Origin of the sequence: Mesorhizobium sp. M4A.F.Ca.ET.090.04.2.1, assembly GCF_003999085.1 — a bacterium.
In the GTDB taxonomy this organism is placed as follows: Bacteria; Pseudomonadota; Alphaproteobacteria; order Rhizobiales; family Rhizobiaceae; genus Mesorhizobium.
Genome location: NZ_RZOT01000824.1, coordinates 1 through 1,552, shown reverse-complemented (window position 1 = coordinate 1,552; position 1,552 = coordinate 1). Strand labels below are relative to the sequence as shown.

General features: G+C 69.9%; 2 protein-coding genes. Both read right to left on the bottom strand.

Going from position 1 to position 1,552, the window contains the following annotated elements:
- Positions 1 to 655, bottom strand: a 655-nt coding sequence (locus tag EN781_RS32275) for an ABC transporter ATP-binding protein (RefSeq protein WP_189347967.1), incomplete at its 3' end; no start/stop codon positions are given.
- A partial coding sequence (locus EN781_RS32270; protein ID WP_127400715.1) for a glycosyltransferase occupies positions 652 to 1,552 on the bottom strand: 901 nt, incomplete at its 5' end. The genes EN781_RS32275 and EN781_RS32270, both read right to left, overlap by 4 nt.

Sequence of the window (1,552 nt, the reverse complement as noted above, 5' to 3'; positions counted from 1 at the left end):
GCGCGCTGTTGCGCGCCGCGACGCTGCGGCTCGGCGCCTTGAGCTGCGCCGACAGCATCGCGTGCGCCAGCTGGACGAGCGCCAGCCCCAGCGTCACCAGCAGAGTCATCTGCCAGGACAGAAGCAGCAGGAAAGCAAGCAGGATGACCGCCGCCGAGGCGCTGACGATCGAACCGAGCAGGGCCTGGATGGCGTCGGACGCGCGCCACGATTCGTTGGAGATGATGTTGAGCAGCCGGCCGGGGCTCTGCCGCAGGAAGAAGGGATAGCCGATCCGCAGGAGCCGTTCCGACAGCGCGCTGCGGATCGCGAAGCTCGCCTTGCCGTAGATATGGGCGGTCAGCACCGTGTTGGCGAAGCCGAGCAGGTTCTTGAGCAGGATCGAGCCGAGGATCGCCGCCGAAATGGCGACCAGCCGCTCGCGCTCGCCGAGCCCGGCGCCGACCTTCTGCAGCAGCGCCGAGAAGCCGCCCATGCCGGAAGCGTCGCCATGGCCCATGATGATGCCGAGCAGCGGGATGATCAGGCCGATGCCGAGGCCTTCGAGCGCCGCGGCGGCAAGCCCAAGCAACACCACGACCGGCAAGAGGCGCATCAGCCTGCCGCCCAGCGCGCCGCGCAGCATCGAGAGCGCCGGTGGCAGCGGCCGGATCATCGCGCCCTGGCCTCGGCTTCGCCCGCTTCGGCGCGGCCCGTTGGCTCCGGCACCGGCCGCCTTGCGATGACAAGCAGTGCGAACTTCGCCGCGCCGGCCAGGTTCATGGCGACGACGGGCCAATGCGACAGCCTGAGCTCAGGATCGAACTTGGGCCCGCCGGCAAGCTCGCGCAGAGCCGCGCGCGCCGCCCAGTAGAAATGGCGCAGCAGCCAGGGCGCGCGGCGGACATGCTTCAGGCAGAGCGCGCCATTGCCGAAATGATAGTCGCGGTGCAGCCGGTCGATTGCCTCGCGGTCACGGCGTCCGTGATGGTGGAAGATTGTCATGTCGGGCACATATTCGACCGGCATGCCGATGAGCATCGCCCGCACCAGATAGTCGGTGTCTTCCGCCGAGCGCAGCGCGCCGCCGGCGCCGAAGCGCTCGTCGAAGGGGCCGATGCGCGCGGCGACGTCGCGGTGCATGGTCATGTTGCAGCCAAGCACGAAGCCGCCCGGATGGACGGCCGGCGTCAGCCGCTGGCGCTGTTCGCAGCGCTTGATGGTGAAGGGCAGGTCGCGCGCGTCGCCAAGCTCGACCCGGCCGCCCCGGATCAGCCATTTCTCGCCGCTCGCATAATGCCGCTGCAGGTCGCGCAGATAGGTCCGGTCGAGCTTGCAGTCGTCGTCGACGAAGACCAGCACGCGGCCACGCGCCCGCGCCAACCCGGCATTGCGCGCCGCCGCCAGTCCGGGGCGCGACTCGAGAATCGCGGTGATCGGGATGGTCGAAGCCTCGGCGATTGCCGCCAGGCGCTCTGGCGTGCCGTCGCGCGAGCCGTTGTCGACCACCACCAGCTCGGCCGGGAAGGCCGCATGCGCCCGGCAGGCTGCCTGGATGGAGGCGATGCAGGCT